This is a genomic window from Aeromonas sp. S12(2024), assembly GCF_041402305.1.
GTDB classification, from domain to species: Bacteria; Pseudomonadota; Gammaproteobacteria; order Enterobacterales; family Aeromonadaceae; genus Aeromonas; species Aeromonas veronii.
The window spans coordinates 1-26,455 of record NZ_JBGLRB010000015.1; the positions used below are offsets into that span (position 1 = coordinate 1).

Sequence of the window (26,455 nt, forward strand, 5' to 3'; positions counted from 1 at the left end):
CTGGTGACGGATGCGTACTCACGCAAGATAGTGGGCCATCACGTGCACGAAGGAATGCATGCCGAATCGGTGGCAATGGCGTTCAAGAAAGCGCTGAAGCAACGGCGTGGCAGCGGGGAGCTAATCCATCACTCAGACCGCGGCGTGCAGTATTGCTCGGGGCTGTATCAGTCATTACATGAACGGTACGGGGTGAAGTGCTCGATGACGGATGGGTATGACTGTTACCAGAATGCGTTGGCGGAGCGGGTGAACGGGATTTTGAAAGGAGAGTTATTGCTGCAAAGCCCGCAGGATTTGACGCAAGCGCGGGAAATGGTGCGTGAAGCAGTGGATATTTACAACGCGGAGCGGCCGCATCATGCGTTGAAATACAGAACCCCCGATGCGGTACATAGGGGGTTCTGAGTAGAGAAATGCTAGTTGAAAATGTGTAAACCTATTTCAGGACTAGACACAGATTCGGGGAGAGGGCTTAGTCCTGCGGGCTTTTGAGCGCCTTGACCACATCCTCTTTGGGCTCCAGCTCCTTGACCTGGTTGAAGATCTCCAGCTCCCCCTGCGGGCTGACGGTGTAGGCATCGGCATCCTGATAGCTGCCGCTACCGGCGCTCTCGATGATGACCACCAGCTCGGGCTGCTTGTCGCCATTCAAGTCGACCAGTTTCAGCTCCCGGATAAAGCCGTTGCGAGCCATCACCTTGCCATCCTGAAACTCATCCAGTGGAAATTGGGCGTTCTGGCCCGAATAGAGCCGCACGTCATAGCTGCCGATGGAGGCGGGCTCACCGGCCCCCTGCGCCACCCGGATCACCTGCCCGGAGGGGAGGGTCAGTTGCTTGCTAAATCCCTCTTCGGCTTGTGCTTGTGCCGCCAGCGGCAGGGTCAGCAGCCCTGCCATCATCAATGCTTTGTTCATCTTGCAACCTCTTGCTGTCTCTTGAGTGCGGGCTCCCGGGGAGCCCGCCGTGATGTTGCTACCAGATCTTCACCCGCTTCTGGGGCGGCAGATAGAGCTTGTCCCCCGGCTGGATGTTGAATGCTTCGTAGAAGGCGGGAATGTTCGGCACCACGCCGTTGACCCGGTACTCGGGGGGCGAGTGGGGGTCGGAGCGCAGCAGCATCTGCATCAGCTCGGGGCGATACATCCCCTTCCACACCTGCGCCCAGCCGAGGAAGAAGCGCTGTTCGCCGGTGAAGCCATCCAGCACCGGCGCCTCCTTGCCATCCAGTGACAGCTCATAGGCCTTGTGGGCGATGGTGAGACCACCCAGATCGCCGATGTTCTCCCCCAGGGTGAACTGGCCGTTGACGAACTGGCCGTTGATGGGCTCGAAGCGGTTGTACTGGGCCACCAGACGGCTGGTGCGAAAGCGAAACTCCTTGAGATCTTGCGGCGTCCACCAGTCGCGCATCATGCCGTCACCGTCGGATTTGGCCCCCTGATCATCAAAACCGTGGCCCATCTCGTGACCAATGACCCCGCCGATGGCGCCGTAGTTGACCGCATCATCCGCCGTCATGTCGAAGAAGGGGGGCTGCAAAATGGCCGCCGGGAAGACGATCTCGTTGTTGCTCGGGTTGTAGTAGGCGTTCACCGTCTGCGGCGACATGTGCCATTCGTCCCGGTCGACCGGCTTGCCGAGGCGCGCCAGACTGTCTGCGTATTCAAAGGCTTGCGAGCGTTGCAGGTTGCCCACCAGATCATCCGGTTTGATGGTGATGGCGCTGTAATCCTTCCACTTGTCGGGGTAGCCGATCTTGGGGCGGAACTTGGCCAGCTTCTCGAGGGCCTGCGCCTTGGTCTCGGGCGACATCCAGTCGAGCTCCTTGATGCTCTGGCCGTAGGCGGTGCGCAGGTTCTCCACCAGCTGCTCCATCCGCTCCTTGGCCGCTGGCGGGAAGTAGCGGGCCACATAGAGCTGGCCGACCGCTTCACCCAGATGATCGTTCAGCACCCCGAGCGCCCGCTCCCAGCTGGCGCGCTGCTTGGGCGTGCCGCTCAATGTGGTGCCGTAGAAGGCGAAGTTGGCCCGGTCGGTCTCGCTGTCGAGATAGGGGGCGTAGTCGGTCAGCAGTTGCCACTTGAGGTAGGCCTGCCAATCGGCGATGGGGGTCTGGGCCATCACCTGATCCAGCGCGCTCAGATAGGTCGGCTGACCGATGATGAGCTCCGGCTGGCCAGCAATGCCCGCGGCATTGAGATAAGCCTGCCAGTCGAGATGGGGGGCGAGCCGTGCCAGTTCGCTGGCGGGGCGCTTGTTGTAGTTCTTCTCCCGATCCCGCAGGGCGACGTTGTCCCACTGGATGGTGGCGAGCCGGGTTTCGAGGGCCAGAATCCGCTTGGCCTTGCCGCTCGGGTCAGACTCACCGAGGCGGCTCAGCATGGCGGCGATGTGCTGCTGGTACTTCTGGCGCAGGGCCTGACTCTCGGGATCCTGCTTGAGGTAGTAGTCCCGATCCGGCAGCCCCAGTCCCCCCTGATAGAGGTAGACCGCATAGCGGTCGGGGGACTTGGCATCGGCGTCGATCCAGATGCCAAACGGCGCGCCGCCGCCCATGCGGCCACTTTGGGCAAAGGCGCGGGCCAGTGCTGCCTGATCACCGATCCGGTCGATATCGGCCAGCGCCGGTGCCAGCGGGGTGAGCCCCTTGGCGTCACGGCCTGCCTGATCCAGATAGCTGGCGTAGAGATCGCGGATCTGCTGGGTCGGCGTGCCGGTGGCGGCCTCCTGCTTGGCCAGCCCCTCGACCAGCACCCGCACATCGGCGAGGGATTTGTCCCGCAGCATGTAGAAGGCGCCATCGGCGGGGCGATCGTCGGGGATCTTGGCGGTGGCGAGCCACTTGCCATTGACGTAACGGAAGAAGTCATCGCCGGGTTTGACCTGGGTGTCCATATTGGCCAGCGCCAGCCCGGAGTGTTTGGGGGATTCTTGCGGTGCCTGACTGCAGCCAGCCAGCAGGGCCAGTCCAATCAGGCCGGCCAGTAAGCTTTTCTTATTGTTCATCTTGTTTGATTCCAATTCGGATTGTTTGCTTCCCTGCCCATCTTCCTTGCTCCAACCGGTTGTGCGACCGCTTTGCGGCCAGCCTGGTGGAGAGGGCGGGCGAGCCTCACTCTAGCAGCAGGGTTGCAGCTTGATAAGCCCGACTCTGCTAAGATCGGCCGGTCCGTTTTGGGGAAGCCTATGATTTCTCATCTTTATTCTCGCTTTTGTCTGACTATGCCAGCGCCGGAAGGTTCCACTGGTCTGCTGGTGGCCTTCAGTGGCGGCCTCGACTCCACTCTGCTGCTGGTACTGGCGGCGCAGTATGCCCGCGAGCACAGCCTGCCGCTTCGCGCCCTGCACGTGCACCACGGCCTCAGTCCCCATGCCGATGAGTGGGTCGCTCATTGTGAAGCCGTGTGTCAGCAATTGGCGGTTGAACTGCTGGTCGAGCGGGTGACTCTGGCCCGCGGCAATGGCGAGAGTCTGGAGGCGCAGGCGCGCACGGCGCGCTACCAGCAGCTGATGGCGCACATGACGGAGGGGGAGTGGCTGCTCACCGCCCACCATCAGGACGATCAGCTGGAGACCCTGCTGCTGGCCCTCAAGCGCGGCGCCGGCCTGCGCGGCCTGGCGGGGATCTTGCCAAGCCAGCCCTTTGCTGGCGGCCTGTTGCTGCGGCCGCTGCTCGATATGAGTCGCGCCGAGCTGGCCGGGGCGGCAGCGAGCCTCCCCTTTGGCTGGGTGGAGGATGAGAGCAATCTGGACGTGAGTTATGACCGCAACTTTTTGCGCCAGACGCTTATCCCCCAGCTCAAGGCGCGCTGGCCCGCCATGGCCCAGACCGCGGCGCGCAGCATGGCCCTGTGCGCCGAGCAGGAGGCGCTGTTGGAGGAGCTTGCCGAGAGCGACTGGCAGCTGGCGGGCGAGGGGGAGGCGCTCCATATCGGCCCGCTGCACGCCCTTTCACCCACCCGGCGCAACAACCTGCTGCGCTACTGGATCCGCCGTCAGGGGGGGGAGATGCCATCCCGTGAGCAGCTTGCCCGGCTCTGGCAGGAGGTAGCGCTGGCGCGCGGCGATGCCAATCCCCAGCTCAACTGGGGGCGCCAGAGCTGCCGCCGTTTTCAGGAGCGACTCTATCTGGTGAGCCCTGATCTGCAACCTTGCCATCAGGTGTTGCCGGTCACAGTGGGTGAGCCGCTGACCCTGCCGGACGGGTTGGGTGAGCTGGTGGTGCGCATGGCGGAGCACGGCGAGGATCTGTTGCGTTCCCCCCAAGCGGATGAGCCGCTCTCGGTGCGTTTTCAGGTAGCGCCCGGGATCCCCCTCAAACCGGTGGGGCGAAGCGGTAGTCGGCGGATGAAGAAGTTGCTGCAGGAGTATGGCGTGCCTTCGTGGCAACGGGGGCGCATCCCCATCCTCTACTATGGCGAGCAGGCGGCGGCGGTGGTGGGACTCTTTGTCTGCGACGGTTTTATGGCGCAGGGGGCCGGGTTGGTGTGCCACTGGCAGGGGAGCGGTGCAGCCCCGGTTTTGCCCGAGCAGGATCTTGCCTGAGGAGGTCTCGGCGTGAGAGGGAGTTAGCCCCAAAAAAAGAAGCTCCGGTCACATGGTGCGCATGTGCCGGAGCAAAGAAGAGTTCGCGATTATTCGTTAGGGCTGGCCTTGCCGGCTTTTTTGCGGGCGTAGAGGTGACTGTCGGCCGCCTCGTAGAGGCTCGGCACATCGACCCCGGATTGCCAGCTGGCGGCGCCAAGGCTGCATCCGACCGAGAAGGTGCTGAGCTCCTTATTGGTCATCAACATATGCTGCAGTCGCAGCCAGACCGGGCGCCACGCCTCGGGTTCGGCCGGTTGCAGCAGCAGGGCAAATTCATCTCCCCCGAGCCGGAAGGCTTGATCCGTGCTGCGGATACACCCCTTGAGCAGCTGGGCGAAGCGACTCAGCACCAGATCCCCCACCGGATGGCCCCAGGTGTCATTGATCTGCTTGAAGCGATCGAGATCCAGCAGCACCAGCACCAGACCGTGGGGCTCGCGGCTGTGCTGTTCGATGGCGCGGCCGATGGCCTCGTCAAAGTAGGAGCGGTTGCCAAGGCCGGTCAGGTGATCGAGCCGGACCAGCTGATCCAGTTTTTCCAGCCGCAGATAGAGGGGGAGCAGCAGGCAGAGCAGCTGATGGTATTGCATCAGTACCCGTTGCTGACTGCCGCTCAGCGGATGTTCCAGCTCGTAGTGGAGCTGGCCGAGCAGCTGGCCGTGCTGGCCGCGCAGCTCGAACGGATAGTTGTGCAGGTTGAGGGTGGCCAGCGGCGGGTGCTGGATCAGCACATGGGGCTGGCCACAATCGAGGTAGAGACCGTGGATCCTGACAATTCTTGCCGCACGATCGGCAAAAGTTGTCAGCAGACCGCCGAGATCGCTCTGCCCCAACAACTGCTCGAGCAACTGGTTGCGTTCAACGCTGGGCAACGGCGTGAGCCGCTCCATCTGGCGAACCCACTGCTCGATGCCATGGCTAAAGCCATTAAGTGACGACGTATTTTCCATGGTCTTCCACCTGTAACACCTGACTACTGTCTCCTCCCTGCAATTGGCATGCCCAATATATCTTTCCTGCCCGCCAGATCGACTGACTAAGCTTAAGTCGATAAAAGGAGAGGGAAATTTGTACACCGACCTGTTGATCCTGCTGTTCGCCGCCGTCCTGCTGGTGGCAATTTTCCGGCGCCTCGGCTTGCCGGTCATCCTTGCCTACCTGATTGCCGGCGTCTTGCTCGGCCCCCACGGGCTGGCGGTGATCACCGGCCAGTCGATCATGCAGACCATTGCCGAGCTGGGGATCGTCTTTCTGATGTTCTCGCTGGGGTTGGAGTTCTCCCTGCCGAAACTACTGGCGATGCGCCGGTTGGTGCTGGGGGTCGGGATGTTGCAGGTGCTGCTCACGTCACTGCTCTTTTTCGCCATCGGCTGGTGGTGGGGGCTGGGTCTGGCCCAGTCGCTGGTGGTGGCGGGGACGTTGGCACTCTCCTCGACGGCGGTGGTGATCAAGCAGCTCGGCGAGCAGAAGCAGCTCCATACCCGCCGCGCCCAGCTGGGGGTGAGCGTGCTGCTGTTTCAGGATCTGGCAGTGGTGCCCCTGCTGGTGATGATCCCCATCCTCGCCCAGCCGGAAGTGCAGGGGAGTGCGCTGGCCGCCGAGATCGCCTGGGCCACCCTCAAGGGGCTGTTTGCTCTCTTCACTCTGCTGGCGGTGGGCAAGTGGTTGCTGCCGCTGCTGTTTCACGAGGTGGCGCGGGCCCGCTCCGACGAGTTGTTCGTGCTGAGCGCCCTGCTGGTGGCGCTGCTGGCCGCCTACATGACCCATTCGCTCGGGCTGTCGATGGCGCTGGGGGCATTTCTGGCGGGAATGATGCTGGGGGAGTCCCACTACCGTCATCAGCTTGAGGTAGACATCAAGCCCTTTCGCGACGTGTTGATGGGGCTCTTCTTTATCACCATCGGCATGGCCATGGAGTGGGAGCTGGTGGCGCGGGCTTGGTGGCAGGTGCTGATCTGCGTGGTGTTGCTGGTGCTGTGCAAATCCCTGCTGGTGCTGCTGGCCGGGCGGCTGATGGGGGAGCGCAAGCGCGACAGCATGGCCGCCGGTATCATGCTCAGTCAGGTGGGGGAGTTCGGCTTCGTGCTGCTGGCACTGGCGCTGCACCACGGCTTGCTGGATCAGCAACTGGTCTCCCTGCTGATCGGCATCGGCATCATCTCCATCGCCATGACTCCCTGGCTGGTGACCCAGGCCCATTCGCTGGCTCGCAGCCTTACCGATCCGGCGCTGCTGACCCGCTCCGAGGTGGCACAGTCGGGCCTGAGCAAAAACCAGCACGTCATCATCGCCGGCTTTGGCCGGGCGGGGCAGACCTGTGCCCGCTTTCTCAAGATCGAGGAGATCCCCTTTCTGGCCCTCGATCTTGACCCGGAGCGGGTGAGCGAGGCCAAGCTGGCGGGGGAGCAGGTGGCCTTCGGCGATGCCAGCCGCCGCGATATTCTGCTGGCAGCCGGGTTGTTGCGGGCGCGGCTGGTGATCATCACCTTCGATGACCGCAAGCGGGTGGAGGCGATGCTGGCACTGATCCGAGAACTGGCGGGGGATCTCAAGGTGCTGGTGCGTACCCGCGATGACAGCTTTCTGGAGCAGTACAAGCAGGCGGGGGCCTTCGAGGTGATCCCTGAATCCCAGGAGGGGGCCCTGATGCTGGTCTCCCACTTGCTGCTCAATTGCGATATCCCCATCGGTCGGGTGATCCGCCGGATGGAGCTGGAGCGCAGCAGCCAGTATCGCTTCCTGCACGGCTTCTACTGGGGGGATCAGAGCGCCAGCAATCTGGAGGCAGATCAGTTGCTTGAACGCCTCCATCCGTTGTTGTTGCACGATCAGGCGTGGGCGGTAGGCCGTGAAGTGCGCGAGTTGCCGCTTGATGAGGTACGGATCAAGGAGGTGCAGCGCGGCGATCAGAGTCTGGAACCCAGACCCGAGCTGGTGCTGGCGGCTGGCGATCGGCTGATCCTGTTTGGTACCGTGGTGGCGATGGAGCAGGCGGAGCAGCGTTTGCTGGAGGGGCGCTGAGTCCCCTTGCTCTCATCGGCAGCCCCCTTTACTCACGCTCTTTTGGTAGCCCTTCGATATCGAGGAAGGCGACGACTCTCTCCCGCTCCCTCAGGGTGTCCTGATAGCCCAGCTTGATCAGCTGCTGGCAATAACCCGGATAGAACATCAAAAAGCTGGCCAGACTGCTGGTCTCATCCCCCTTCACGCCCAGCACCCGCAACAGGCGGCGCAACTTTAGCGGCAGTTTGCGCAGGTAGGCCAGTGCGATGGTGTCGAGATCCTGACTCGGTTTTAGCACGCAGGTCTCCACCCGCTTCAGCTTGAGGCGATTGCGCTCCCGCTCAGGGATAAGATCCAGAGTCTGGTTGATGCGCCACAGCCGCTCCAGATCGGAGTTGAGGGTGTCGGTAAAGACCGTATCGAGTAGATGGCTGGCAATATTGGAGCTGGTGAGATGGCCGTGATGATGGGTCGGTGCCGAGTGCGCTGGCGGATCCAGGGTGATCAGCAGGATCCGCTCCGCACCCAGATGGATGGCGGGGCTGAGCGGGCTCAGCTGGTGGATGGATCCGTCGCCGTAGAACTTCTCGCCGATCCGGGTGGCCGGAAAGACGAAGGGCAACGCCGAGGAGGCGAGCAGATGCTCAGATGTAAGCACGGTGCGTACCCCGCGCCGTCTGGCCCGCTCCCAAGGATGGTGGTCGGCCCGCCCCTGAAAGAAGGTGGTGGATAGGCCGTCATCGTAATCCGATGCCGTGATGGCCAGCGCCTCCAGACTGCCGTAGAGGATGTTGTCATCGATGCGGTGATAGTCGATGAGTTGATCCAGCAGGCGGTGCAGCGGCGCGTTGTCAAAGAGGTGAAAGGCGTGGTTGGTGTGGGGATTGATCAGCCCTGCCGACCCTTCGTACATCAACCGCCACAGCAGGCGCCCCGGGTGAAAATCGAAGATGTGGTGGGTCTCGAAACGGCGCCAGACCCACTCCAGCTTGCGCACCCCCAGATGGAAGCAGGAGGCGTAGCAGGCGAGCGCGGTGACATTGATAGCCCCCGCCGAGGTGCCGCAAAGGATGGGAAAAGGGATGCCGAGATTGCGCGGGTAGAGCTCCGCAATCGCCTTGAGGGCGCCGACCTGATAGGCGGCGCGGGCACCGCCACCGGTGAGCAACAACGCTGTATTGGGTCTGGCCATATGCTGGCGCCTTATCGTGTTCTGACAAGAATGTTCCCACTGACAAGTTAACTATAAGGCGCTGTATCAAATATAAAAACGGGCGCTCGCCCGTTTTTTTCATGGCCCCATGTCAAAGGGCGCGGTGAGGATTTTCCGGCCGCGCCAGCTGATCGAAGGCGGCGAATACCGGGGCACTGGCAAGAATGCGACCGTGGCCCAGACCCCGGGTGCTTACCAGCCGGGTATGACCATCCTGACTGGCCCGCAAGGAATCGCCGTGCGGGGCAAATCTGTCCTCCTCGTCATGCACGATTATTGCCGCACCGCTGCGACTGGCGAGGCGACCCAGCGGGTCGACCGTGCTCAAGGGGTGCTGGTACTCTTGCTCAATCTCCTTGACCACCGCATCGAACAACCGGATGGAGTAGCCGGAGCGCGCCACCATGCCGTAGAGCTGGGGCACATAGTCGAGCACCGGCGAAATCAACAGCAGCGGCAGGGTATCGATACCCGCCTGACGGCTGGAGAGGGTGACGGCGCCCCCCATGCTATGGGCGATGACCCCGTGCAGCGGGCCTACTTCGTTGGCCAGCTTGGTCGCTAGCTCGTCGAAGGCGCGCACGAAGCGGGGCAGGTGGCCTGTGTTGCCTGCACTCTGGCCGTGGGCCGGATGATCGTAGGCAATGGCGGTGAAACCCTGCGCGGCGATATGGCTCATCAGCGGATAGAACTGGCTAGCTCTGCCTGACCAGCCGTGCATCAGCAGCCACAGCGGCCCCTGACCGAGCCGATAGCTCATCAATACCCCTTCGCTGGTATGGACGGCCTGCTTCACCAGACCGGCAGGTTCGTGGCCACCCCGCTGGTTGCGCTGGGGGGTGAGCAGCAACTTGCTAGCGGTACGCTTGGCATGGGTGGGGGCGAGTCTGTGGTGCAACCGGGTGCCTATCCCCAGCAGCCATTTGCTCGGGCTGAAGCGGCGGGTGTTGAAGTAGATCTTGCTGCTCATGGTCATCCTGTGGTTTTTATGTGCGAACGGTCGTGCTTTTTTGTCGGTTTTTAAAAATTAGTTTTGAACGGATGCCAAAACATCAGCGCCAGCTGCTCAGCAGAGCGTCCACTTCGGGCCAGAAGTGGCGGGCCGGATCCTGACACAGTTCGAGATCGTTGAACACCTGATCCGCCAGATAGAGGCCATAGAGGCGATAAACGGCGCGCCAGGGATCCATCTCCCGTCGCCACTCACCAGCGGCCTGCCCCTGCACCACCTGACGTGCCAGATAGTCGAGCCAGAAGCGCACCAGTTGCCGGGCGGCTTGCTGCACCTGGCTCTTTTGCTGATGGCCATCCTGCACCGAGGTCCAGGCGTCGAGGAACATGCAGCGTCCGGCAAAGCAGTGGTTCCAAGCCTGCCAGGCACGCAGCAGGGCGATCAGCTTGTCGTGCTGGCTCTGGTGCTCCTGCTGGCGTACCGGCTGGATCACCCGCAGCCGAAACACCTCGGCGGCGTATTCCAGCACGGCGATCTGCAGATTGTCGCGGGATTGAAAGTGGGCAAACAGGCCGCTTTTCGACATCTCGCAGGCGCTGGCCAGCGAGCCGATGGTCAGGCTCTCCAGCCCTTGCTGGCTCGCCTGCTCAAAGGCGGTCTGCAAAATGGTTTCCCGGGTCAGGCGCCCCTTGCTCATCACTCTCTCCTCGTTGACGCTGGCAGCATAAAGTACGATCGTGCTAATTGTCGAGCAACAAATAGCCAGCATGGCTGGCTATCTCATCTGGACTGTGTCGCCGCGTTCGGGGCTCAGCTCTCCTTGATATCGAGCTGTTGCAGGGCGATAACCGCCTGAGTGCGGTTCTTGACCCCCAGTTTTCTGAAGATGGCGGTGATATGGGCCTTGATGGTGGCCTCGGAGACGTTGAGCTCCCAGGCGATCTGTTTGTTCAGGCTGCCGTCGCGCAGCATGATCAGCACCTTGTATTGCTGGGGGGTGAGGCTGGCCAGCTTGCTGGCGAAATCGGGGCCATCTTCCGATTCAGGATGGAGCGAGATGCCTTCCGGCACCCAGTTATCCCCCCCGATCACCGTATTGAGGGCGTTGACCAGCTCCTTCATCGGCACCGATTTGGGAATAAAGCCGAGCGCCCCGAGCCGCAGCACCTGCTGGATGATGGCCGCATCTTCCGAGGCGGAGACCACAACTATGGGCAGGTCGGGATACTGGCCGCGCAGGTGGGCCAGCCCCTCGAAGCCATTGGCTCCGGGCATCTTGAGATCGAGCAGCAACAGGTCGACCTCGGGGTGCTCGCCGAGCAGGCTGGTCAGGCTGTCGATGGAGTCCGCTTCCAGCAATTGAGCGTCGTTGATGGCCATGTGCACCGCTTGGTAAAGGGCGCCCCGAAACAGGGGGTGGTCATCTGCGATGACGATGGTAAATTGGCTGTCCATATTTCGGTTAATGGCTCACATTGTTGCTAACTGATTGTTTTGAAAAATCAAACTAGCATCGCTCACCAAGAGGGTCAAACCCGCCGGTGCGCAAATGTGAAGCGACCATCGGATGTTTTGCCATCAAGGGCAGACAGGCCGGTCGCAGGCAACACATGCAGGAGGCAACAGATGGGTTCCTTGGTATTGGCGGTGGGCACCGGCTCCACCTGGGCGATGCGGGCGGCACTGGTGCTCGCCATGAGCGGGTTGACGTGGCAGGAGCAGGTGTTCGATCTGGAGGATGCCAAGTCGCTGGCGCGGCTCAAGCGGTTGGCACCGGCCGGTCTGGTGCCCTGGCTCGAACACGACGGCGTGCGGGTTCACGACTCGCTGGCCATCGCTGAATATGTTCACGAGCTCTGTCCCGACCGCCAGCTCTATCCCGTTTCGCTGGCCGAGCGGGCACTGGCTCGCAGCCTCTGCGCCGAGTTGCACGCGGGATTTCGGCAGATCCGTTCTCTGCTCCCCTTCTTTCTTGGGGCGCCAACCCGTATCGATCCCCCGGTGGAGGCGGTCGGTGAGCTGGCCCGTTTGCAGGAGATCTGGTCGCAGGCGCGGTGCCCCTTCTACTTTGGCGAGGCGGGCATTGTCGATGCCTTCTATGCGGTGATGGCCTATCGGTTGGCCAGCTATGGCATCCTGTTGCCCGGTCAGGCCGGAGCCTATCAGCAGGCGCTGCTCTCTTGGCCTCTGTGGCAAGAGATGTTGGTCAAGGCGCGGTTGCAGTGGCCAGCGGCGGCGCGCCAGCCACAGTGAACCTTGGCAGATAGATAAACGAGAGAGGGGAGTCAGTGGCTCCCCTCTCTGTTGCTGGTCAATGTGGCTCAAGGGTTACTTCTGCCGACCGGCAAAGACCACCACCACCTTGTCATCCCCCTTCTCCCGCACGAAGGCGTAGGGGGCATCCGAGAGTTTCTGGTGGCTACCTGCCGCAATGGCCGGATGGGCGGCGCGGAACTGACCCAGTTGCTGCCAGTGCTTGACCAGCTCGGCCTTGTCGCCGCTGGCAAGCTCCTGCCAGTTCATGTCCGAGCGCAAGCCTTGATCGAACACTCCGCCATCCTTGGCGAGCCCCCGGCCTGACTCGTCGCCATAGTAGAGCTGGATGCCGCCCGGCAGCAGCATAAAGCTGTTGGCGACCCGGCGCTGTAGCGGCACATCCTGATAGTCGCCAAAGAACAGCTTGGTGTCGTGGGAGCTGATGTAGCTCAACACGTTGAACTCGGGATCCTGATTGATGCGGCTGGCGTAGCTGGCATAGTTGGGCTCGGCGCTGGCCATGCACTGGGCCTGTGACAGGGCGAACTCGCGCTGATAGTCAAAGTTGATCAGGGAATCGAAACCGTTCTGATACCAGAAATCCTTGGCCACCCCGTGATCCCACACCTCGCCCACCATGTAGAAGGGCAGATCGTCGAGCTTCTTGGTCGGGTTGGCGGCCTTCCACTCCTTGAGGGCAGCAGTGCCCGCCTGCTTGAGCTTGGCCCACACCTCGGGCTCCAGATGCTTGACGGTGTCGGCGCGGAAGCCGTCGATGCCAAAGCGACGCACCCAGTCGGTGTGCCAGGCGATCAGGTAGTCGCTCACGGTAGCGTCGGGCAGCGCCTTGGCGAGGGTATCCTTTTTCGCGGCCAGCAACGGCGGCAGCCCTACCGGTTTGGTCGATTCGGTCAGAAAGTCGGGCAGCCCCGCCACCGAGCCGGTGACATCGTCGGTGCCTGGCTGCGGGTAGCCGGGCAGACCGGCGCGCACCCAGTCACCACTCCACCACTTGTTCCACGTTGGTGATTGATAGTCGATGAACTGGTTGTAGCCATGCCAGTTGAGGCCGCCGCTCGGGCGCCACTGGTTCCAGACGGTCGGCAGCTTGTCTGTGTTCTGGGTCAGTTCGGTGAGCCCCAGATCCTGCAAGTCGGCGAGGGTGGCGTAGCCGGCGTGGTTCATCACCACGTCGAGGATGATCCGCATGCCGCGCTTGTGGGCCTCGTCCACCAGGATTTTCAGGCTCTCTTCATCGCCGTAGTTGGGGTCGATTTTGGTGAAGTCGAGCGCCCAGTAGCCGTGGTAGGCGTAGAAAGGGAAGTTGCCCTGCTCGCCACCGCCGATAAAGCCGTGCACCTGCTCCACCATGGGGGTGATCCAGATGGCGTTCATGCCGAGGCTCTTGATGTAGTCGAGCTTCTCGGTCAGCCCCTTGAAGTCGCCGCCGTGCCAGGTGGCCACCTCGTCCAGACCATCCTTCTGGCGGCCGAAACTGTGGTCATTGGCGGGGTCACCATTGTGGAAGCGATCGGTCAGCAGAAAATAGACGCTCGCCTGATCCCAGCTGAACGGTGCTGGCTTGGCTGCCTTGACCGGCTCGAGCAGCAGCAGGCCTCCGCTCTCTTTGCTCGGGGTCAGGGTCAGCTTGCCCTGTTTGACCACCGCCTCCTGTTTCGAGTAGGCATCCCGCAGTCGGGTGCCGTCGGGCCAGACCCCTTTTAGCGACACAGTGACCGGGCCGCCATCCCAGCTGATGCAGGGCTCTTGTGGTGGCTGGCGCTTGAACTCGCTCTTCTTGGTCGCCCGCAGCACCTTGAGGCTGGGGGTATCCGGATTGAAGGTGAACTGATACTCCCCGGCCAGCATCACCCGCAGGGTAAAGCTCTGATCCTTGCTGCATTTGTCCATGGGCTGGGCAGTGCCGAAGGGGAGCGGCTTGCTCTCGCTCGGGCCAAAGCTGGTACCGCAACTGTTGTCTGCGTCGCTGATGCGGATCTGGTGGCTCCCCTTGTCAAGGGGGTGGGTCAGCTCCACCGTGCCCTTGTCCAGCACGATCGGGGTCGCCACCGGTTGACCATCCACATAGAGGCGAACCTCGGGGGCGGCCATCGCCTGTTGGATGAACAGAGGGGCGGCCAGCAGGGCAAGCCAGAGAGGGGATAAGTGATGAGCACGACGCATAAGCCATTCCTTGAGCAGGGCAGTTCGGACAAGGGCCCATTCTAGGAGCAGCAAAGCGCGCCTTGGATCGGCAAAATGCCGATTTGTGACATCAGTTCAAATGGTTACGTTTTCAAGCCGAGGAAAGTGTGACGGAGAGGAGAGGGACGCTCTGTCGATAAAAATAGCGGCCATAAAAAATGCCGGTCAGGTGACCGGCATTTGGTGTATCAGGCATTGTCGTCACATCAGACGGTGAAGAACTTGAAGTTGACGAAGGCCACCGCGATGAAGGAGGCCACCATGCCGCTGATGCAGAGCACCGCCGGGCGGATGGCTGGCCAGCGATGGGTCAGCAGAATGATGGCCAGCAGGGTCGGGTAGAGCCCGAACATGTAGCGCGGCATGGCGTTGAGGCCGGTCATCAGCGGGATGGTGCAGCAGATGAACATCAGGGTCGCTTCGGCCCAGCGCTTCTGGCTGAACAGGTAACCGTTCAGGCACCAGCCGAAGATCACCATGATGGAGAGGTAAGCCTTGCGGCCGCCCAGCTCGAAACCGCTCAGCCACCAGTCCAGCGGGCTGTCCATGTAGCGACCCCAAGCCACCTGAATGTGTTTGAAGGCGAAGGCGTCGCCGGTCAGATGATAGAGGTAGACCATGTAGGCGAACAGGCCAAACGGGATCATCCAGAGGGTGAACACCACCTTGAAAGCGCGCTCGGTAAAGCGGAAAAATTCCCGCCAGCCGTAAGCCTGCAGCGCCAGGATCAGCACCGGGAAGACCATCATCACCCCCAGGTTGCGGGTGGCGGAGATACAGACCCCCAGCACGGCCACCATCAGCCACTGCTCCCGATAGGCGAACAGGAACATCCCCAGCATCAGCGCCATAAAGGTCGACTCGGTATAACCGGAGACGAAGTAGGCGGAGAAGGGGGAGAAGGCGAGCAGCCAGACGCCGAAGCGGGCGGTATCGTCCCCCAGCTTGAGCTGACGCAACACCAGCAGCATCAGCGGCAGGCTGGCGAAGAAGGAGATATTGGTAACAATGATGAGGCCGATCAGGCTCTCCACATTGAACAGGTTGGAGATGGCACCGGAGACCATCGGGTAGAGCGGCATAAAGGCCCAGTTGGCCGCATTGCCCTTGCTCAGCCAGCGCGGGTAGAGATCGTAGCCGTTCTCGATGATGCGCTGGAACCAGACGCAGTCGAACTGACAATAGGCCTGCAGCGGGCCGATGTCGGGGGAGCCATAGAGCTGGACACCGAAGTAGCCCATGCCATACAGCGCCACCCGGCTCAGCATGAAGGCGGCGATGATCATCAGCCAGTCACGGCCGCTGATGCGCAGTGACGGGCGATAGGGGAGTGCAGCCCCGGTTAGCGGGGCAGTATTGGTCATATCATTCATCAGGCAAAAACCCAGACGCGAGAGAGAACGTAAGTGAGGACGGTAACGGTCAGGGTGGCGATGACCACCGGCAGCAGACCGGAGAGTCCCGCAAACAGCAGGCCGCTCAGGATCAGGTTACGCACCGCCAGCGAGAAGAGGGCAACCAGCAGAAACTTGCTGGCGGCTCCCTGCTTCTGGAAGGTGATGTAGCGGTGACCAAAGAAGGAGAACCAGAACGCGATGGCAAAAGCCAACGTGGTAACCAGGTGCTCCGAGATGGTGGGCCAGGTATGAAACAGTGCGATGGAGGTGCCAAGGTCGACGAGGGTAGCCCCCCCGCCGACAAAACCGAAACGTACCAGCCGCCAGAATTCCTCGCGGGAGATCATTGAGGCGCTTGCTCCTGCTGCTCTTGCGGGTTGCTGTCAGCGCTCTGCAGTTTGGCCGCATCCTGCTTGGCATACTGGCCATAGACCCCTTCAATGAGGTAGACCGGGCGCTGTTTCACTTCCACGAACATGCGGCCGATGTACTCGCCGATGATGCCGAGCGACAGCAGCTGGATACCGCCGAGGAACAGCACTACGGACATCAGGGAGGCGTAACCGGGTACGTCGATGCCGAAGAAGATCACCTGGGTGATGATTTTCAGGATATAGAGGAAGGCCACCAGCGAGACGCTGACCCCCACATAGCTCCAGACCCGCAGCGGCCAGCTGGAGAAGCTGAGCAGACCGTCGAGGGCGAAGTTCCACAGTTTCCAGTAGTTGAATTTGGTTTCACCGGCGTGACGGGCCGGGCGCTCGTAGGGGACGCCAACGGCACGGAAACCGGCCCATGCAAACAGGCCCTTCATGAAGCGGTTGCGCTCCGGCAGCAGCTTGATCGCCTCGACCACGCGACGGTCGATCAGGCGGAAGTCACCTGCGTTCTCCGGCAGCTTGGTGCTGGTGGAGAGGGCGTTGAAGAAGCGGTAGAAGCCACCGGCAGTCAGGCGCTTCATCGGGGTATCGGCACTGCGATCGACTCGGATGCCGTAGACGGTGTCATAGTCACCGGTCTGCCACAGTTTGACGAACTCCAGGATCAGGGCGGGCGGGTCTTGCAGATCCACGTCCATCGGCACGATGGCATCCCCTTTGGCCTGATGCAGACCGGCGGTCAGGGCCGCTTCTTTACCGAAGTTGCGTGCCAGGTTGACCAGGGTCACGCGCGGGTCACGGGCGATGGCCTGCTCGACCACTTCACGGGTGCGGTCACGGCTGCCATCGTTGACGAATACAATTTCAAGCTGGTCTTTCAGCGGGGCCAGTTCGTTGTCTATCGCGTTGATGAAGGCATCGATGCTCTCTTCCTCGTTGTAAACGGGAACGACCAGAGAGAGTCGAAAATCTGGATGCGACATAAGAACGTCCTTATTTGGGATAGTTGTTTTTATAAAATGGTATTCGGAGCAAGGATCACTGGGCTACGGTCAAACGTACCGACTGCACATTGATGGGAGTAGGTGCCGAGAGCGCCAGAAAATTGGGGCGCTTGGGATCTGCCGTGAGCGAGTCGCCGGGCAGACTGAGGCGGATTTCGTTGATGCCCGCTTTGGCCAGTTTCACCGTGGTGGTGAAGTCGTGACCCAGCGCCACTTTCAACAGGGCACCGGCTTCCGGGCTGTTGATGCGGGCCTGTACGGTCAGCTGATCCGGATTGGCCGCCTGCTTGGGCAGCACAAAGTAGAGACCGCCCTGACCGCTGAGCAGGGTACCTTCGTCGCTCGGCTTCTTGGCCCAGCCTTCGCTGGAGAGGAAGCGGCTCGGCTTGGTCAGATTGAGTTCGTTACCAGGCTGATAGGTCATGCTGGAGTTGTGTTCCCAGAAGCGTGTCTTGCCTTCCAGATAATAGAGTTTGTAGGCCAGGCTCACGTTGGGGTGAGCAGCCAGATAGAGGGTGTAAAGATAAAAACCGCTTAACGCCAGAATGGCAGTCAAAAAACCGAACTTTTTGTACGTCATATCACTCTCTATGCCTGACAGAATGGGTAGGCCGATGTCGCGCATATGCTAATCCAATTGCAAAAAAAGCATAGTGGATCACAAAAAAATATTTGGTCACATATTAACCCCTTTTTACCCCTGTTCCAAACGTTGCTGTTTCCCGGTTAAACAGGTCTGGCGGGGCGCCGGTTGCCAATGGTGCTCCGGCAAGGTATTTGGCAAATAGCAGTGCTTTGCTGCGTCATTTTCTAGCGGATGCGATAGTCATCTGGCTTCTATCGCCATTTTGCAGGGGGCGATTTATGATGACTCACCTATTCGTCAAGGATGACATATGAAGTGGATCTCTTGCTGTCTGCTGCTTGGATTATGGGCGCCAATGGCATTGGCCAAGGCCCTGTGTCCCGAGCCCATTCAGGTCGGTTACGATAACTGGCCCCCCTACCATTATTACGAAGCCGACTCACCGCAAGAGGTGCGCGGTTATGCCGCCGAGGTGCTGACGGCTGTGCTCACTTCCATGCACTGCAAGGTCAACTATGTGGAGCTGCCCTGGAAGCGGGTACTGCACGAGATGGAGCATGGCGAGATAGACATGGCGATGGAGGCGAATATCAATGATGAGCGCGCTCGTTATGCCTGGTTTTCCGACTCCTACAATCCGGGGCGCACCTTGCTGTGGATCCGCAAGGGCAGCCATTATCCCGAACAGGATCTGGCGAGCTGGCTGGCCAGTGGTTACTCCCTCGGCGTTACCAAAGAGTACTTCTATGGTGATGAAGTGATGTCGCTGCTCACTCGCTATGCCAAACAGGTGAGTGCGGTGAGCGACCAGCAAAATTATGAGAAGCTGGCCCGCGGGCGGATCGACGGTTTCCTCGGTGACATGCTGGCTACCCCCAGCGCCCTTAACAAGGAGGGGATGAGCGGTCTGTTCACCAGTCACCCCATGGTGGTATCTGAATCGCCGAGCTTCTTTATGTTGGGCAAGCGCAGCTTTTCGCCGCAATTCTTGCAACAATTCAATCAGGCGTTGGCGCGGTTCAAGGAGACAGATGCGTATGACATTATCTGGCAGCGTTATGCCCCCGGGCGCTAGCAAAGTATTGGCCGTTCACGCATCATGAGCGGCCTGAGCATCGGGTCTGCTTGTCAGGCCCGACAGAGTGAACAAACCGTTTTGAGGTACCCATGGGGATGAAGTATTGGCTGGCCCTTGCCAATCTGGTGTGGCTGGGATGTTTGCCCGCCGGCGCGGTACATGCAACCGAAGCACAAGTCGTGGTGGCGGCCAGTGAAACCGGACACGACTGGTATCAGGGCAGTCAGGCCGAACAGGCCCGTGTCGAGCTGGAGCAGCAGTTGCAAGAGGCTGTGCTTGCCCAGCTGCATCCCGATTTTTTCACGCTGTGGAAGCGCCTGCAGGCCACCCCTGCAGACAAGCGTGGTGCCATCTATGACGACATTTTTACCAAGCTCAGTCGTTTCCAGCACGCCTGGCGGGGGATGGATCTGGTCTCTCGCGAGCAGATGAAGACCCTCAAGCTCGATTTGAACCGCCCTGTAGTGACCCAACCCAGCGATGATGACCTGCTCACCCAGGTGAAATCCCTGCGCCCCCAGGTGGCAGAATACGAGGCGGTGCGGGCCAAAGTGCACAAGCTGCTGGCGATGCCGATGGCCAGCAAGTGGCCGACCCTCGATATGCCAACCCTGCGTGCCGGAGAGAGCTCCGCCGAGCTTGGCCAGATCCGCGCCATGCTCAACGAGCTGGGCGACAGCGCCCCGAGCCATGGTGATCAGATTTACGATGGTGATACCGAGCAAGCCATCAAGCAGTTCCAGCGTCGTCACGGTCTCACCGCGGACGGCATCATCGGCCGTCAGACCCGCTCCTGGCTCAATACCGGCCCGCAAGTGCGCGCCAGCCTGCTGCTGCGTAACCTGTGGCGTCGCGATCTGGTGGATCAGCTCGCCGGTGGCCGCTACGTGCTGGTCAATATTCCCGACTACCGTCTGAGCGTGGTGGAGTCCGGCAACGAGGTGTTTACCAGCCGGGTCATCGTCGGCAAGGAGCAGCGCGCCACTCCCATTCTGGCCAGCGAAATTCGCTCCATCGTGCTCAATCCCTCCTGGCATGTGCCGCGCTCCATCCTGAGCAAGGACATCCTGCCCAAGCTGGGTCGTGATCCCGCCTATCTGAGTCGTGAGCAGTTCGAGGTGATCGACAGCGAGGGCAATCCGGTCCAGTTCACCGAAGAGGGGTGGCATCAGGCGCTGGCCGCCGGTTTCCCCTATCGCCTGCGGCAAAAGCCGGGGGATCACAATGCCCTGGGGCGCTACAAGTTCTACCTGCCCAACAATGACGCCATCTATCTGCACTCCACTCCGCGCAAGGCGCTGTTCGAGCAGGGGGCGCGCGCCTTCAGTTCGGGCTGCATCCGGGTGGAGCATGCCGACGATCTGGCCGAACTGTTGCTGGCGGACTCCCGCTATCAGCCGGACAAGGTGGCCAATATCCTCAAGGAGAGCCAGACCAAATGGTTGCCGCTCACCACGCCTATTCCGGTCTTTACCGTCTACTGGAGCAGCTGGATCGACGAAAATGGTCGCCAGCAACTGCGTAACGACATCTACGGATTTGATCGGGTCAGCTTCCAGAGCCGCCTGCTGTGATCCCTGCCACAGAGTGAAAAGCCCGGCCTGTGCCGGGCTTTTCTATGGGTGATTGAGGTTTGACAGGGCCCCCCGCCGGAGGGTAGTTTCAAGCGCCTGTATTACATTCAGTCAGTGATCTTATTCAACTATTTTCGCTTGAATCTGCGATGGACGAACCCCTTATGCTGGAACAAGAGATAAGTCGACGTCGCCTGTTGCTGGGAGCCGGTTGCCTGCTGGGCAGCTCGCTGATCTCCTTCCCTGCACTGGCCAGCCGCAGTACCACCGGGCGTGAACTCAGTTTCTTCAATCTCAATACCGGCGAGCGGGTGCGTGCCAGCTATTGGGAGAATGGCCACTATCTGAGCGACGGGTTGGCCGAGCTCAACCACATCTTCCGCGATTACCGGCGCAATGAAGTGTTCAACATCGACAAGAAGCTGTTTGATCAGTTGTTTCTGTTGCAGCACAAGCTGGGCCGGCGCAGCGAAATCCAGCTGATCTCCGGCTATCGCGCCCCGGCGACCAATCGTCAGAAGCGCCACAAGAGCCGCGGCGTGGCCAAGCACAGCTACCACACCCTGGGGCAGGCGGTGGATGTGCGGATCCCCGGCATACAGCTGGCCCATCTGCGCAAGGCGGCGCTCCAGCTCAAGGTGGGTGGGGTTGGTTACTATCCCCGTGATAACTTCGTTCACCTCGATACCGGCCCGGTGCGCAGCTGGTAAAGGGGTTGGCAAGCTGCCAAGCTCTTCCCACCAGAGAGGAGATAGTGATGAAAAAGATAGTGATTGGCGGCCTGATCGCCCTGTTGTTGACCGGTTGCAGCAAGCTCAACCGTGAAAATTACGACCAGTTGAAGATGGGGATGAGTTACGCCGAGGCCAGCACCATTCTGGGCAAGGCGGAGCGTTGTGATGATGCCTTGGGCACTACCAGCTGCCTCTGGGGCGGGGAAGGGAAGAACATCAAGATCCGCTTTATCGCCGACAAGGCGACCTTCTTCAGCTCGGAAGGGATTAACTGAGTCGCAGACCGTCCATGAAAAAAGCGCCGCTCGGGCGCTTTTTTGTTGCTCACAATCCAACCCGCCTCGCCAGAAGCTGGCGTACTCAGTGGGTCGCGTACTGGTAGTTGAAGGTGGGCAGACCCCACTTGAAGCGTACCGCCAGCAGCCGCAGGACAAAGCCGATCCCGATGGAACCGAACGCGGCCCAGTCGGTCGGCAAGCCCTGATCCAGCGCCAGACAGTAGAGGGCTGCGGTGATCAGCGAAATGGCTGCATAGAGCTCGCGACGAAATACCAGTGGAATCCGCTGGCAGAGCAGATCCCGCAGCACCCCGCCAAAGACCCCGGTCACTACCGCCATGATGCAGGCAATACCGGCGCCGTGGCCCATATCCAGTGCCCGGGCCGCACCGAAGATGGAGAAGACCACCAGTCCCAGGGCATCGAGGGCCATGAACAGCTTGCCGAGGTAGCGCATCAGGGGGGCGGAGACCACACCCGCCATCGCAGCTGCTGCAACCAGCAGCACGTATTCCGGATGTTCAATCCAGAGCAGCGGATAGTGGCCCAGCAGCACATCGCGAATGGTGCCACCACCGATGGCCGTCGCCGAGGCGATGATCACTACACCAAACAGATCCATCCGTCGCCGACCCGCGGCCAGCGCGCCGGTCATCCCTTCGGCCACCAAGCCAACCAAGAAGAGTGCATGTAACATGAGATATCCCAGGGAACGAGAAAGGCCAGAATCCTACCAACTCGTGTCATATGGGACAAGCTATCGAATGCATGCATTAATTTAATTCATGCTAAATGCGAAAAAGGCACCGTTTCGGGTGCCTTTTCCTAATCAATGTTCAAGGGTTAGCGCCCCAGCTGCTCCTGCCGGTAGTGATCGACCCACATGGCGGTGGCACCACAGATGGCGACCGGCATCACGAACAGGTTCACCACCGGAATGGCGGAGAAGAGGGTCACCAAAGCGCCGAAGCTCAGACACTTGCCACGGCGTTGCTTCAAGGCGTCACGCATGGTGATGAAGTCGATCTTGTGGTTGTCGAACGGATAATCCACATACTGGATCGCCATCATCCAGGCGCTGAACAGGAACCAGAGCACCGGCGCCAGGGTCTGGCCCACCACCGGGATCAGAAACAGGATCAGGCAGCCAATGGCCTTGGGCAGGTAATACTTCAGCTTGGTCCATTCGCGGCCGAAGGTGCGTGGCACATCCTTGACGATATCCAGCATGCCGCTGTCATTGGCGGGCTGACCGGTGAGGATCTGCTCCACCTTCTCCGCCAGCAGGCCGTTGAAGGGGGCGGCTACCCAGTTGGCAACCGAGCTGAAGATAAAGGAGAAGACCACCAGTATGGTGATGAGGGCGATGGGCCACAGCAGATAGTCCAGCCAGTCGAGCCAGGCGGGGATCTGCTGATGGAGCCATGCGAACAGGCCGTCCAGTTGCAGCAAAAGTGCATAGAAGGCCCCGGCAAACAGCACGAAGTTGACCAGCAGGGGGATCAGCACAAAGGTGCGGATGCCCGGTTGGCGAATAAGGGAAAACCCGCGCAGGAAATAGTCTGCACCGCTGATTGAATCTTTGACCATATGGGGTGATTGGCTCATGTGAGCTCCATCTATGCATGGGAGAACTGCCAGCATATTACAAACAAGCCTTTGATTTGGTAAAGTCGCCGACTATTCCTTATTTCGTGCCGTGGCGACCAAAAATCGGGCATGAATGGGGATGATGCCTGCATATTACAAACAAAGCCGGGTCTGGATTTGGTAAAGTCACCTGCCCGCATCCTCTTTATTTAGCCACTGATACAGGTCGCCATGCGTCTGAAACTGATCAAACTCGCCGGCTTCAAGTCGTTCGTCGAGCCGACCCGCATCGAACTGTCGGCAGACATGACCGCCGTGGTGGGCCCCAACGGCTGTGGCAAATCCAACGTCATCGACGCGGTGCGCTGGGTGCTGGGGGAGAGTTCCGCTCGCCATCTGCGCGGCGAGAACATGACCGATGTCATCTTCAACGGCTCCATCAACCGCAGTGCGCACGGGCGCGCCTCGGTGGAGCTGGTGTTCGACAATCCCCACAACCGGGTGCCCGGCGAGTTTGGCCGCTTTACCGAGATCTCGGTGCGCCGCGAAGTGCTGCGCGACGGCTCCAACCACTATCAGATCAACGGCCAGAAGTGCCGCCGCAAGGATGTCACCGACCTCTTCCTCGGCACCGGTCTTGGCCCCCGCAGCTACGCAATCATCGAACAGGGCACCGTCAGCCGACTGGTGGAGTCGCGTCCGGCCGATCTCAAGCTCTTTATGGAAGAGGCCGCCGGGGTCTCCCGCTACAAGGAGCGGCGCCGCGAGACCGAGCAGCGCATTCGCCACACCCAGGAGAACCTGGAGCGCCTCGGCGATATTCGCGGCGAGCTGGGTTCGCGCCTTGACCACCTCAAAGCCCAGGCCGAAACGGCCGAGCGCTATAAACAGCTCAAGAGTCGTTCGCGCGCAGCTCGAGCCGAGCTGATTGGCTCCGAGTTGTGGGCGCTGGAGACGCGCCTTGGCGAGGCTAAAACAGAGCTGGCGCAGGCCGAGCAGGCGCTGGCGGCGCTCGATGCCAAGCGCACCGCCGATGAGGGGCGCCACGTCACCCTGTCGGTCGCCAGACAAGAGGCGCAAGCCGAGCAGGCGAGCCGTCAGCAACAGATTTTTCTCGGCGGGCAGGCCATCGCCCGTCTCGAGCAACAGCAACTGCACCAGAGTGAACTGGGGCGCGACTGGCAGGCCCGTGCAGAGGCGCTGGGCGAGCGGATTGCTACCCGCAAGGCGCAGCTTGCCAGCCAGCAGGATCAACTGACCGAAGGGGTATTGCGCGCCGAGCAGGAGAGCGCCCGGCTGGAGCAGTGTGAGCAGTTGCTCACCGAGCAGCAGGAGGCCCGCCAGCACGCCAGCGAGCAGCTGGAGCAGGCCCGCCTGCGCCAGCAGCAGTGGCAGCAACAGTTGGCCGGGTTGCAGGGGCAGCTCAACCAGACCCGTACCCGGTTGGGTGGTTTGCAGGAGCTGCAGGCCAAGACCCGGCTGGCCCGCCTCAAACTGGAAGATGAACGCGCGGGCCCCCTCCGTACAGAGGCCGACGATCTGCAACCGGCCCTCGATGTCCTGAGTGGTGAGCTGGAGCTGAAGAGGGCTGCCAATGGCGAGCTGACCGAGCAGCTGGCGCAGGCGGTCGACGCCCATGAACAACTCAAGCAGCAGCATGGCCAGCAATTGAGCCTGCAGCGGGAGTTGGAGGCGCGGCTGGCGACCCTGGATCAGATCCTCGGCGAGCAGATGGAGGGGGCGACCCTGGCGGATCGACTGCAGGTTGCCCCCGAGTGGGCACAGGCACTCGACAAGGTGCTGGGGCGCTGGCTCACTGCAACGCCGGCGGACGAGTGTAATCTGGCGCAAGAGGGGCTCTGGATTGGCCCGGCGCAACCGGCGGTTGCCGGTACGCTGGCGGCGCAACTGGGCGGCGAGCATATTCCCTCCTTCCTCAATGCCATCTGGCTGGTCGAGAGCCGGGAGGCCGCATTGGCCCGCCAGCCAAGCCTTGCGGCCGGTGAGTCGGTACTGACTCCTGCTGGCGACTGGCTGGGGCCAAACTGGGCAGATCTGGGGCAGGGCGCGGCGATCGGCACCATGGCACTGCTCGGTGAGCGTGAGCGGTTGCATACCGAGCAGGAGAAGGTTGCCGCGGGGCTGGCACAGCTGAGCGAGCAACTTGTGGCTGCCGATGCCCGGCGTGCCCAGCTTGCCAGTGCGCAGGAGTTGTCGCAGCGAACCTTGCGCGAGCAAGAGCAGAAATGGCAACAACTGCGCGAAGCCTGGAGTCTGCAACAGGGTCAGCGGCAGGAGCGGTTGCAGCGGCTCGGTCAGCTCGGCGAAGAGCTGATCCGGCTCGATCAGGAGCAGGCCGAAGAGGCAGAGCGACTGGCCAGCGTCCGTGAACAACTGGAACTCGATGAGGCGCGCCTTGCCGAGTTGCAAGAGCAGGGGGAGCCGCTGACGCAAGGGTTGCAGGTTGCTCAGGAGCTGCTGACCCGCTGCGAGCGGGCGGTCGACGAGGCCCGTGTGCGCCGCGAGCAGCAACAAGCGACCTGCCAGCGTTTGCAACTGGAGTTGGGCAATCTGCGCCAACTCATTACCCTGGGCGAAGAGGAGTTGGCAAGGCTCGGGCTGGAGCTGGCCGGGCTGAAAGGGCCGGATAGCGAAGCGGTGCCGGATCTGGCGCCCCTGCTGGCCGAGCAGCGCAATCTGGAGGCGCAGCAGCTCGCCTGTCATCAACGGCTTGCGGAGCTGGAGCGCCAGTTGGGTGAGCTGGAACAGGCCAGAAGTGCCGATCACAAGCAGCTGGTGACGTTGCAGGAGAAGCTGGCAACCCTGCGCCTTGAGCGTGAACGCAACCTCACCCGTCGACAGGGGTTGCACGAGCAGTTCGAAGAGCTGGGGGTTCGACTGGTAGATCTCGAACAGGCGGTGTTGATCGCCGCTGATCGCGGCAAGCTGCGGCAGGAGATCCAGACCCTGGAGGCGCAAGTGGAGGCGCTCGGCGCCATCAACCTGGCGGCGCTGGAGGAGTACGAAGAGGCGAAAACCCGGGCAACCTATCTTGAAAATCAGTGCCAGGATCTCGAGCAAGCGCTGGAAACCTTGAGCCAAGCCATTAAAAGAATTGATAAAGAGACACAAATACGGTTCCGGGACACTTTCGATAAGGTCAACGAAGATTTAAAATCCCTGTTTCCAAAAGTGTTCGGTGGGGGCAGTGCCTGGCTTGAGCTTACCTCCGATGATCTTTTGGAGGCCGGAGTGAGCATCATGGCGAGACCTCCGGGTAAGAAGAATGCTACCATTGCCCTGCTTTCCGGGGGGGAGAAGGCGTTAACCGCGCTTGCGCTGGTTTTTGCCATCTTCAGACTCAACCCAGCACCTTTTTGTCTGCTGGATGAGGTGGATGCACCGCTCGATGAAGTGAACGTCGGTCGCTTCTGTTCTCTTGTCAAAGAGATGTCGAGCACAGTACAGTTCGTTTACATCAGTCATAATAAGGTCTCCATGGAGATGGCTGAGCAGCTGGTTGGCGTCACGATGCAAGAGCCCGGGGTTTCTCGCATTGTGTCGGTCGATATCGGTGAAGCCGTCGCTTTGGCTGAGCAAAACTAGAAAGAGA

At 61.1% G+C, this 26,455-nt stretch carries 23 protein-coding genes; 9 read left to right on the top strand and 14 right to left on the bottom strand.

Annotation, left to right across the window (positions count from 1 at the left end; all coding sequences use genetic code 11):
* The coding region (locus ACB035_RS14510) for a transposase (RefSeq protein WP_371167540.1) at positions 1-408 on the top strand (408 nt) is incomplete at its 5' end.
* 67 nt (positions 409-475) lie between these two features.
* Here ACB035_RS14510 and ACB035_RS14515 read toward each other — a convergent pair.
* Positions 476-919 (bottom strand): PliI family lysozyme inhibitor of I-type lysozyme, encoded by a 444-nt coding sequence (locus ACB035_RS14515; protein ID WP_371167541.1) that lies wholly within the window; start codon positions 917-919, stop codon positions 476-478.
* A 58-nt stretch (positions 920-977) separates the two neighbouring features.
* Entirely contained in the window at positions 978-3,011 is a 2,034-nt protein-coding gene (locus ACB035_RS14520; protein WP_371167542.1) for a M13 family metallopeptidase, read from the bottom strand.
* 180 nt (positions 3,012-3,191) lie between these two features.
* Here ACB035_RS14520 and tilS point away from each other — a divergent pair, with 180 nt between their 5' ends.
* Complete coding sequence (gene tilS / locus ACB035_RS14525) at positions 3,192-4,550, top strand: tRNA lysidine(34) synthetase TilS (RefSeq protein WP_042079857.1); 1,359 nt, start codon at positions 3,192-3,194, stop codon at positions 4,548-4,550.
* An 89-nt stretch (positions 4,551-4,639) separates the two neighbouring features.
* Here tilS and ACB035_RS14530 read toward each other — a convergent pair whose 3' ends face one another.
* Positions 4,640-5,542, bottom strand: a complete 903-nt coding sequence (locus tag ACB035_RS14530) for a GGDEF domain-containing protein (RefSeq protein ID WP_005347848.1) — start codon at positions 5,540-5,542, stop codon at positions 4,640-4,642.
* Positions 5,543-5,660: 118 nt separating this feature from the next.
* On the opposite strand from ACB035_RS14530, the gene ACB035_RS14535 reads away from it, so the two are divergent.
* The gene (locus ACB035_RS14535) at positions 5,661-7,613 is read left to right on the top strand and encodes a cation:proton antiporter (protein ID WP_335816722.1); all 1,953 of its coding nucleotides are present in this window, start codon (positions 5,661-5,663) and stop codon (positions 7,611-7,613) included.
* 28 nt (positions 7,614-7,641) lie between these two features.
* Here ACB035_RS14535 and ACB035_RS14540 read toward each other — a convergent pair whose 3' ends face one another.
* From ACB035_RS14540 to ACB035_RS14555, 4 genes are all read right to left on the bottom strand, one after another.
* Complete coding sequence (locus tag ACB035_RS14540) at positions 7,642-8,787, bottom strand: patatin-like phospholipase family protein (RefSeq protein ID WP_005347843.1); 1,146 nt, start codon at positions 8,785-8,787, stop codon at positions 7,642-7,644.
* Between the two features lie 112 nt (positions 8,788-8,899).
* The gene (locus ACB035_RS14545; RefSeq protein ID WP_371167543.1) at positions 8,900-9,778 is read right to left on the bottom strand and encodes an alpha/beta hydrolase; all 879 of its coding nucleotides are present in this window, start codon (positions 9,776-9,778) and stop codon (positions 8,900-8,902) included.
* 82 nt (positions 9,779-9,860) lie between these two features.
* Entirely contained in the window at positions 9,861-10,457 is a 597-nt protein-coding gene (locus ACB035_RS14550; protein ID WP_204479920.1) for a TetR/AcrR family transcriptional regulator, read from the bottom strand.
* Between the two features lie 113 nt (positions 10,458-10,570).
* Positions 10,571-11,215, bottom strand: coding sequence for a response regulator transcription factor (locus tag ACB035_RS14555; RefSeq protein WP_005338467.1), 645 nt, complete (start codon positions 11,213-11,215; stop codon positions 10,571-10,573).
* A 171-nt stretch (positions 11,216-11,386) separates the two neighbouring features.
* On the opposite strand from ACB035_RS14555, the gene ACB035_RS14560 reads away from it, so the two are divergent.
* A complete protein-coding gene (locus ACB035_RS14560) occupies positions 11,387-12,013 on the top strand; it encodes a glutathione S-transferase N-terminal domain-containing protein (RefSeq protein WP_371167544.1) in 627 nt (208 codons plus the stop codon).
* A gap of 75 nt (positions 12,014-12,088) precedes the next feature.
* Here the strand turns inward: ACB035_RS14560 and ACB035_RS14565 are convergent, their stop codons facing one another.
* The 5 genes from ACB035_RS14565 to ACB035_RS14585 all read right to left on the bottom strand — a co-directional run bounded on the left by ACB035_RS14565 (position 12,089) and on the right by ACB035_RS14585 (position 17,582).
* Positions 12,089-14,200, bottom strand: a complete 2,112-nt coding sequence (locus ACB035_RS14565; protein ID WP_371167545.1) for an alpha-amylase — start codon at positions 14,198-14,200, stop codon at positions 12,089-12,091.
* Between the two features lie 227 nt (positions 14,201-14,427).
* Positions 14,428-15,594, bottom strand: a complete 1,167-nt coding sequence (locus ACB035_RS14570) for a hypothetical protein (RefSeq protein ID WP_005338464.1) — start codon at positions 15,592-15,594, stop codon at positions 14,428-14,430.
* A complete protein-coding gene (locus ACB035_RS14575; RefSeq protein ID WP_005338463.1) occupies positions 15,594-15,965 on the bottom strand; it encodes a GtrA family protein in 372 nt (123 codons plus the stop codon). The genes ACB035_RS14570 and ACB035_RS14575 overlap by 1 nt, the downstream gene beginning before the upstream one ends.
* Positions 15,962-16,981: a glycosyltransferase family 2 protein gene (locus ACB035_RS14580; protein WP_149153388.1), complete on the bottom strand. Its 1,020-nt coding sequence runs from the start codon at positions 16,979-16,981 to the stop codon at positions 15,962-15,964. The genes ACB035_RS14575 and ACB035_RS14580 overlap by 4 nt, the downstream gene beginning before the upstream one ends.
* Positions 16,982-17,036: 55 nt before the next feature.
* Complete coding sequence (locus ACB035_RS14585) at positions 17,037-17,582, bottom strand: hypothetical protein (protein ID WP_041202288.1); 546 nt, start codon at positions 17,580-17,582, stop codon at positions 17,037-17,039.
* Positions 17,583-17,898: 316 nt separating this feature from the next.
* Here ACB035_RS14585 and ACB035_RS14590 point away from each other — a divergent pair, with 316 nt between their 5' ends.
* The 4 genes from ACB035_RS14590 (at position 17,899) to ACB035_RS14605 (ending at position 21,249) form a co-directional block, all read left to right on the top strand.
* On the top strand, positions 17,899-18,663 hold the full coding sequence (locus tag ACB035_RS14590) for a substrate-binding periplasmic protein (RefSeq protein WP_371167546.1): 765 nt from the start codon (positions 17,899-17,901) through the stop codon (positions 18,661-18,663).
* 92 nt (positions 18,664-18,755) lie between these two features.
* Positions 18,756-20,240 carry a murein L,D-transpeptidase gene (locus tag ACB035_RS14595; RefSeq protein WP_005358830.1) on the top strand — a complete coding sequence of 495 codons (1,485 nt, stop codon included), beginning with the start codon at positions 18,756-18,758 and terminating at the stop codon, positions 20,238-20,240.
* Between the two features lie 164 nt (positions 20,241-20,404).
* Positions 20,405-20,950 carry a DUF882 domain-containing protein gene (locus ACB035_RS14600; protein ID WP_278174142.1) on the top strand — a complete coding sequence of 182 codons (546 nt, stop codon included), beginning with the start codon at positions 20,405-20,407 and terminating at the stop codon, positions 20,948-20,950.
* Positions 20,951-20,997: 47 nt separating this feature from the next.
* Positions 20,998-21,249, top strand: coding sequence for a lipoprotein (locus tag ACB035_RS14605; protein ID WP_005338457.1), 252 nt, complete (start codon positions 20,998-21,000; stop codon positions 21,247-21,249).
* Between the two features lie 85 nt (positions 21,250-21,334).
* On the opposite strand, the gene ACB035_RS14610 is transcribed toward ACB035_RS14605, so the two are convergent.
* Together ACB035_RS14610 and cysZ are read right to left on the bottom strand one after the other, a co-directional pair.
* On the bottom strand, positions 21,335-21,949 hold the full coding sequence (locus ACB035_RS14610) for a trimeric intracellular cation channel family protein (RefSeq protein WP_371167547.1): 615 nt from the start codon (positions 21,947-21,949) through the stop codon (positions 21,335-21,337).
* Positions 21,950-22,095: 146 nt separating this feature from the next.
* Positions 22,096-22,860: a sulfate transporter CysZ gene (gene cysZ / locus ACB035_RS14615; protein ID WP_005338455.1), complete on the bottom strand. Its 765-nt coding sequence runs from the start codon at positions 22,858-22,860 to the stop codon at positions 22,096-22,098.
* A 213-nt stretch (positions 22,861-23,073) separates the two neighbouring features.
* Here cysZ and ACB035_RS14620 point away from each other — a divergent pair, with 213 nt between their 5' ends.
* The gene (locus tag ACB035_RS14620) at positions 23,074-26,448 is read left to right on the top strand and encodes an AAA family ATPase (protein WP_371167548.1); all 3,375 of its coding nucleotides are present in this window, start codon (positions 23,074-23,076) and stop codon (positions 26,446-26,448) included.
* The last annotated feature ends 7 nt before the right edge of the window (positions 26,449-26,455 follow it).